The organism is Kiloniella spongiae, from assembly GCF_001026905.1.
GTDB classification, from domain to species: Bacteria; Pseudomonadota; Alphaproteobacteria; order Kiloniellales; family Kiloniellaceae; genus Kiloniella; species Kiloniella spongiae.
Genome location: NZ_LAQL01000030.1, coordinates 1 through 9,024, shown reverse-complemented (window position 1 = coordinate 9,024; position 9,024 = coordinate 1). Strand labels below are relative to the sequence as shown.

2 protein-coding genes are annotated in these 9,024 nt (G+C 43.8%); both read left to right on the top strand.

The window, feature by feature from the left end:
* Positions 1–59 precede the first annotated feature (59 nt).
* Entirely contained in the window at positions 60–8,219 is an 8,160-nt protein-coding gene (locus WH96_RS20655; protein ID WP_204248272.1) for a DUF5801 repeats-in-toxin domain-containing protein, read from the top strand.
* Positions 8,220–8,305: 86 nt separating this feature from the next.
* Positions 8,306–8,629, top strand: coding sequence for a hypothetical protein (locus tag WH96_RS20650; protein WP_047766147.1), 324 nt, complete (start codon positions 8,306–8,308; stop codon positions 8,627–8,629).
* The last annotated feature ends 395 nt before the right edge of the window (positions 8,630–9,024 follow it).

Below are 9,024 nucleotides of genomic sequence, written 5' to 3'. Positions count from 1 at the left end.
TGAAATTGATATTTGGTTACGAAGTAACTGATGGTGACGGTGATAAAGCCAGTGGTAATTTGACCGTTGAGGTCAAAGATGATGTCCCAACTGTTGTTGAAAATGTTTCTAATTCGACAGACGAAAGCAACTTGCCTGGCGATTGGTCAATAGCGAAGGGCAGTATTACGGCAGACTTCGGTGCTGATGGTGGTGAATTCACTGCGATCAAGCTGGAAGGTTTCACTGATGCTTCTGGCAATCCGATTAATCTTGCCGATCTGTCATCGGGTGGTCATCCAATTACGACATATGAGACTGTTTCTACAGATGGCAAAAGTTTGGTTCTTGTCGGATACGCAGATGGCAAAGCTGTTTTTGATGTTTATCTGAACAAGGAAACTGGTGATTACGCATACCGTCAATACGGTGGTGGCCTGGATCATAAAGGCGGTAAGGGTATTGGCGAGTCACTGAAATTGATATTTGGTTACGAAGTAACTGACGGTGATGGTGATACAGATAGCGGTAATCTGACGCTTGAAGTCAAAGATAGTGTTCCAACTTTTACTGATGATAACACGCAGCCTGTCACGCATGATATTGATGAAGCTGATGTACTCAATTCTCCTTCTGTAACCGGAGATCTTAATATTGATTTCAAAGCAGATGGTGCAGATGCGGATGTTTCTTTTGATACAGCTGCTTATGAAGCTTTAGGATTGAGTAACGGTCTGGGCGATACGCCGCTGACTTATAGTGTGGCTGACAATGTTTTGACGGCACATGCTGGTAGCGAAGAAATCTTTACACTTTCGATTGATCCACTATCAGGTACATACAACTTCACCCTTAAAGGACAGATATCTCATCCTGCGGGACAAGGTACAAACCTTCTGAATTTGAAGTTACCTTATACCGCTGCTGACGGCGACGGTGATAGTGTTTCTGCGCATGTTAATGTTGCTATTCTTGACCATGAACCTGCTGAGGGTACATTTAGTTTTTCCTTTGCGACTACAGATATCGTTCCTGCCATTCCAGGAGGTGTCGAAGGAAAATTTGCAGGTGGTTTTGAAGATTGGCAGGCTAATCAAAATCAGGGTAATACTGACGCAAGCCCGATGCGGATCGTGTTTGACTTCAAACCTCATGATAATGAAGTTGTCGATTCCTTAGAGGTTACATCGCTCCCGGTTGGCGTAACCCTTTATGTTGGCGGATTTGAGCCTGCGAATATTGTATTCAGTAATGTCTCCGGGTCTGAAGTTGGCACGCTGCCAATCAGCATTCCAGGGGCTGATATGGGGCAGGTTTATCTCAAAGGTGCCGAACATAGCGACGCGGATATTCCTGTTACCATCACAGCAAATATCTCTGACCCTGATGGAGGGTTGACGGCTGAACTGACCTCTAGTGCAACCGCCATTATTGATGCCGTGGCTGATAAACCGATTTTGAGCACAACAGCAGGTGCTGGTGATGCCATAGCCTTTGTTGAGGGTTTTGATAATATTGAGTCCTGGAACGTTTTTAATGCAGGTGTATTTGGTCGTGAAAAAGGTAATGTTTCTCTGACCCCAAACGGTGCTTTTTTTGGGCCAGATGGTACATCCAACCCTGCTGTTGCAGAGTTCCTTGGCGTTACGATTGCTGATTTTAACACTGCTGTGGCTGATAATAATCAGGGAAATGCTGGAATCTTCTTTGGTCATTCTGATGGAACAGTAATCCAAAAAAATGTTTTTGTTACCGAGGGCCAAAAACTGACTTTTGATTTCAGTTTTTTCAATGCGGAATCTAATCCTGATGCCTTTAATGATAGTGCTTTCCTTGTAATTAACGGGGAAGTTATACCTGTGGCCCAGGCTGCTGCCGGTAATGTAGATGGTGGAGTTTTCGAATACACCTTTACTTCAACAGGGGAAGTAAGCATTGGTATTGCCATCATGAATGAAGGTGGTGCGGGGATTTCTCCAACTATTATTCTTGAGAGTTTGACAATAACCCAGGCTGCAGAACATTTAGTACAGGCGGGTGAAGAAGAACTGATCAAGATCCCGGTTGGCGTAACATTCCCGGATTATGTTGATGATTCTGAAACACATCTTTTAACTCTTGGTGGCGTTCCAAATGACTGGATTTTGAACCTTGATGAGAGTTTTGGTCATCTCTTGCCACAGGGATCTACAATTAGCGATTTTGTAACCATAGTATCCTCAAATGTCGGGGCAGATGGGTTTACCACTTATGTTCTGAATGTGGGGGAACTGGTTGACCAATTGGATGGTACGCTCAATGCCAATATTGTTTTTGATCCGCAGGACTGGACTTCGCAACGCCTGGATAACGGTGAAGCCAACAAAGATGGACCGGCTGAAGTTACAGTTACCGCATCTTCTATTGAAAATGCGACAGATCAGGAGCTTACAGACCTTAATGATAACTCCAGCACATCGGTGACTGTAACTGTTGATATTAGTGAAGAAAGCCCGACGGTTCAGAACGCGGATATCTCAATTGATGAAACAGCCGGAATTCAAACTTCTGCAGAATCATCGGCTGATAACCCGGCGTATTCTGTACAGGTTAATGACGCACAAAATGCTATAACAGGTGCGTTAAGTGATTTTGGATTTAGTGCTGACGCTGCGATTAGCGCTGGTTATTATCGTGAGAATGCACGCATTGACATGAAAAGTGATGGCGCTAACGATACAAATCCTGCTGATGTTTCTGGGCAGGAGAGTATTCAGTTCATTACCTATAGAGGGGAAGATTCAGGACTAAAGACGATAGAGGGTGATAAGATTTATCTCTTTAGCTCCACATCTAACCCTGCGGTTGTTCTGGGGATAACTGATCCTGTCTTCCAATTAAATGGTAACGGCTTTATTGATTACGATGATAACGGTCACAAAATACTTATCGGGGGAACTGTTGCGTTAAGCGCGACGCTTGATTCTGACCTCGAAAACGGGACTGGTTCCTCAATTGATATGTATGTGGAACAGTACACAGCTATTGATCATCCGGTCGGAAGCAGTGATCAATTCAAGACGAACCTTATTCTCGAATATTTTGTAACGGATGATGAAGGCGATAAAAGCAATATTGCCGATATCAGGGTCAGGTTGATCGATAGTGCGCCTGAGTTCAATGGCGGCGAAAAAACAAGTGTTGATGAAGCAGATAACACACCTGTTGTAACGGGTGATATAGGGATTGATTTTGGTGCGGATGGATCGGGAGCAACTGTTTCTTTTGATATCGCTGCTTATGAAGCGTTGGGGCTAACCAGTGGTGGGAATACACCGCTAGAATTTACTGCATCTGGCAACTCCTTGATCGCCCGTGTTGGTGCGAAAGATATCTTCACACTTACTATCGACCCGACAACTGGCAAATACACCTTTACGCTAAAGGGGCCTCTTGATCATACTGGCGTTCAAGGCGAAGCCCTGCTTGATCTTAAGCTGCCTTACCTTGCCGTTGATCGTGATGGTGATACGGTTTCTGCCGATGTAGAAATCACAGTCAAAGATAAAAAGTTGGTTGCTGTTGATGATACGGATAGCATCACGGAAAACAGTGGATTGGCGGCCACTGGAAACGTAATTACCGGTATTGATAGTAATCCCGGTGATACGAATGATACAGATGGGCAGTCTGATAATCTTGGTAGTGCCGGCCTTCAATCAATCGCTTGGAATAATGCGACAGGCACGACAGTTAGGGGCCAATACGGCACATTAACTTTCAAGGTTGACGGTAGTTACAGCTATAAACTGGATGATTATAACCCAACTGTTAATGCCTTGAACGTTGATGACAAATTGCAGGAAACATTTAGCTATACAGTGACAGATGGCGATGGAGACATTGATACTGCCGATCTTGTGATTGATATCAACGGAGCAAATGATGCGCCTGAGATCAAGGTTGTTCGCGATGAGTTGGTGAACAGCTATACTGATGATGTGCAACAGCGCGCCGAGGTAACGGCTCTGGCTGATGGTGGTTGGGTTGTGACATGGGAGAACTTTAATCATTTCCTTAAACCCGTAGCAGGAATTTCGGGTCAGGCTTATAGGGCGGATGGAACCAAGTTAGGTGATGAATTCGAAGTCAAAAGGCAGGTTTTCGGTAGCGAAGATGAACAACTTAATCCTTCAATAACTGGGCTTTCCGGTGGTGGTTGGGTTGTTACATGGACTGGTTCTGACCTTGATTTCAATTCCAATGTATATGGTCGGGTTTATAATGCAGATGGTAATATTGTTGGTGATGAAATTATAATCAATACCACTACAGAAAACTCTCAGGAGAGTTCATCTGTAACAGCCTTATCTGGTGGCGGTTGGGTTGTTACATGGACTGGTTCTGACCAGGATGGTTCTGGTTCTGGAATTTTTGGTCAAGTCTTTGATCAAAATGGGAACAAGGTAAATGATGAATTCCAAGTCAACAGCTATACAGATAACGATCAATTATCTTCCTCTGTAGCTGGTTTGGCTGATGGTGGTTGGGTTGTGACTTGGGTCAGTAATGATCAGGATGGCTCTGATGAAGGTATTTATGGTCAAGTCTTTAATGCCAATGGAACTAATCGTGGTGATGAATTTCTAATCAATACCACGACGGAAAATGCTCAATCAGAGCCCTCTGTAACTGGTCTTTCTGGGAATGGTTGGGTTGTTACCTGGACAAGTTATGATCAAGATGGATCTGCAAGTGGGGCTTATGGACAGGCCTTTAATACTGATGGATCAAAACGAGGTGATGAGTTCCAGATAAACAGCTACACGAATAATCATCAGTATGGGCCTGTAGTTTCAACACTTGCTGATGGTGGTTGGGTTGTCGTCTGGCAAAGCCACTGGCAAGACGGCTCGCTTGGTGGTATTTTTGGGCAGGCTTTTAATGCTGACGGGTCAAGACAGGGTGTTGAATTTCAGGTAAATACCTATACAGATGGGTATCAGAGTGTTCCTACAGTGACTGGCCTGAATGATGGTGGTTGGGTTGTAACCTGGCACACGTCGATGTCAAACGCGCCCGGTACAGATATTTACAGCAAAACATTTAATGCTGATGGATCAGTTCGTGATTACGGTTTTGTTGCTAATACCTATACCGAAGGTTCTGATCCTGTTCAGGTCTTTACCGATTTGGCTGTTTCAGACGTTGATAATGATCTTCTTTCCTCTGCTACAGTTACCGTTTCTGATTTTGTTGAGGGAGATGTTTTGGGCTTTGCCGCTGGGTATAGCTTACCAGTTGGCATTTTGATGAACTATGATTCTGCGACAGGTGTTTTGACCCTGACTGGTGATGTTAGCCCTTCTGTTTATGAGGCTGTACTCGAAAATGTGGTTTATAGTTCAACGTCAAATAATCCTGATAATTCAGGCTCGGCACCAACACGGACAATTACAGTCAAAGTCAATGATGGTAGTGATTCAAGCACTCAAACTTCGGTAGACGTCGGTGTAATGGGTGTTAATTCCGCACCAGTGATCGAGCTTGCATTTAATCCAGGTTCTTTCGGCAATAGCTATACTGTTGTGCGGGAAGTTCCAGGCGATCTTCACAACAATCCTTTGAATGATGATTTTGCGACGGCGATTGATTTAACAGATCGTTCCCAGTGGGGACCTGTTACGGATGCAAACAGTGGATATGTCAAAGATGGCGCACTGCCTTCTATTGCGCTAGAGGGTGGGATCTCTAGTACTTTTAGGAATGGTACAGTCGATTACGATATGGTCGCCGTTACCTTGGTCGAAGGTGAGAAACTGATTATTGATATTGATAACGGTTCCGGTCCGGCCAGCCCTAATGATGTTGATTCCATTGTTGAAGTGTTTGATAGTGCCGGGAACTTGCTAGGCTCAAGTGATAATGCTGTTAATAACACAGTTGGTGGTTTGGGGTCCGTTAGTCACCTCGATCCCTATCTGGAATTTACAGCCCCTGCAAACGGCAATTTCTTTGTTCGCGTTAAATCTCAAACCAATTATCCAAATGGGGACAATAAAATCAATGGGATCACAGGTAGCTACAAGCTTTGGCTCTCTATTGATGACAGCGGTGTTTTCAAAAATGATTACACTGAAAATGGTAACGCTGTCCTGGTTTTCGATGACCTTGTGATCTCTGACGTTGATAACAGCGCGCTTTCTTCCGCAACAGTTACCGTTTCTGATTTTGTTGAGGGTGATGTTCTGGGCTTTGCCGCAGGGTATAGCTTACCACCCGGGATTAATGCGATCTATGATTCTGCGACAGGTGTTTTGACCCTCACTGGTGGGGCAAGCCTTGCTGATTATGAGTCTGTACTGGAAAACGTACGCTATAGCTCAATATCGGACAATCCGGATAGTTTGGGTACGACACCAACACGAACGATTACCGTCAAAGTTAATGACGGCAGTGATGACAGTGCTGTCATTTCTGCAAAAGTTGGTGTTCTGGGGGTTAACGATGCCCCCGAAATTGAAATTGTTCCGGGGAATCAAGTCAACTATACGGAAAATTCTGCAGCGGTTAAGGTTTTCACAGACCTGTCGATTGTTGATGGTGATAGCAACACGCTTTCTTCAGCGACAGTTACGGTTTCTGATTTTGTTGAGGGGGACGTTCTGGGCTTTGTCGCTGGATATATGTTACCTGCGGGGATTACCCCGGTGTATAATCCTGCGACAGGTGTTTTGACCCTCACTGGTGGGGCAAGCCTTGCTGATTATGAGGCTGTACTGGAAAACGTACGCTATAGCTCTACATCAGAAAACCCGGATGATTCGGGTGCTGCGACAGAACGAAACATTACGGTCAAGGTGAATGACGGTAGTGAAGACAGTGTTGTTACGACAACAAAAATCGGGATAACAGGTGTCAATGATATACCTGTGGCCGAGAATGATATTATTTTGACCAATGATACATCCGGGTCGATTACTCTTCCTGATTCAATCGTGTTGAGAAATGATTTGGACCTTGATAACGTTTTGAATGTTAGCAGTGTGTCCAATCCGGTTAATGGCTCTGTTCAACACAATCAGGGGGCAATAACTTTTACTTTTGATGCTCCTGATATTAACGTACTTGGTTTTGGTGCTGGTTCAGCTCTTCAGACAGTACAGGAACATTCATATGCTAGGGATGGATTTGACTATGTCACAAGCGGATCCACAGATGGTACCCCCGGGCCAGATGAAATCATAGGAACAGGTCTCAATGATAAATTTTCACAGGCCACTGTTGTTCAGCGTAATGTTTGGATCAGAGACGCGAGCAAACCTTCTGATGAAGTTGTTCACCATGTCAAGGTAAGCGGGCGTATAAAAGATGCACGGGATTTAGATTTCGATCCCAATTCAGAGAGATATAACGCTGATTTTGATACATTCAGGGTGACACTTAAAGCTGGGGAAATATTTAAGATTAAAGGATTTAACAATCCTAGCTTAAAGGTCGAACTCTTCAGAAATGTCACTGGGGAAGTGAACAATACTCCCGTTGATGCAGATTTCACGGTTGGTGAAGGATATACGGCACCTTCGGATGGTGAGTATTATATTCGCATCTCTTCCCGAGACGAAATCCCTACTGAATCTGATCGGGAGCGTCCATATGAAATTGAACTGGAGATCAACAGCACTGATATTGTAAGTGGCCCTGACAACGGTAACTTTAACTACACTGTTTCAGATGGAATCTTAACTGACGATGCGCATGTATCTGTCCAAGTTCAAGAAGGCGATACGATTACCGGTACGGCCCAGAATGAAATCCTTATCGGGGGTGCTAATGCTGATAAACTCTTTGGCAACGGGGGGAATGATGTTCTCATCGGGAAAGAAGGCGATGACATTCTAGTAGGCGGCACAGGTAGTGATACTCTGACAGGTGGTAATAATGCTGACACCTTTATTTTTACTGGTCCTTTAAACAGCTCAAACCAAGACACTGTTACTGACTATAGCTTTGGTGAGGGAGATGCTCTTGATGTCAGTGATCTCGTTACCTTTGATGATGCAACAGATAGTGGCGATATTGGAAAATATCTGCAGGCAAAAGATTTTGGCGGCGGTGTCGTACAGCTACAAGTCAATGCTGATGGCCTCGGGAATGATTTTGAAACCGTTGCCGTTCTTCAGGGGCTTGGTGCAGGTGTCGACAATCTGAAAGTCATTCTTGATGATCAGGAATACACCGTTGGTATATCGTCGGTTTGATGACATAAGAGTCTTACCAAACAGTTTGTTTAAGAGTGGGAATGAAATATTCCCACTCTGTGTTACATTGATAGGGGAACTTTTTAATGAAAAATTGTATTACAACTATGGCTTTTACTTTCAGCCTGTTGTGGGCAACCAATAGTGTGGCTGAAGATCTTGAGTTTCTTCTGGTTAATGAATCAAATAGTCCTGTCGTTGCATTTTATGTGTCCCCAAGTAATTCAGGAGTCTGGGAAAGTGATCTCATGGAGGGCGGTTTTCTTGCTCCAAACTATGAAATCGATGTCCTGATCGGGGATGGCTTGGCAACCTGTGTCTATGATATTCGGGCTGATTTTAAAGACGGTGAAACCGTAGAAGACTATGGTTTGGATCTGTGTGAATTAGGTTCTTATACCTTCGAATGACCTTGGTGAATAACCTTGAGCTTGTTTATGTGGTCAAGAGTAACCTTGACTACATAAAGCCCATCATATGATGGGCTTTATAGAGTAATTGAATGAATAAATGCTATGTTTTTGATATTATTTGTGAAGGCAATAATATCTGATAATCGGAAGCACAATTTAACGTCAAAAATAACGAGTGAGTAATATTTTATTAGATCTACCTAGGTGACCTATAAAAAGGTTGATGAACATTAATCAGGTAAGGGAACTCGCAGTGTTTCATTCTTGTTACTTTCTGTCTGTATACCATTTTTATAGGATTCTTGGGGAGGGGTCTGAAATGCTGAAACTTACCAGAAAAATCGCAATCATCTATATTGCAATATTTGCGGCCTGTATTTCTGTTGCAAATG

Coding starts and splice junctions, on each gene's coding strand:
- WH96_RS20650 (WP_047766147.1), top strand. CDS start 8,306: ATGAAAAATTGTATTACAACTATGGCTTTTACTTTCAGCCTGTTGTGG.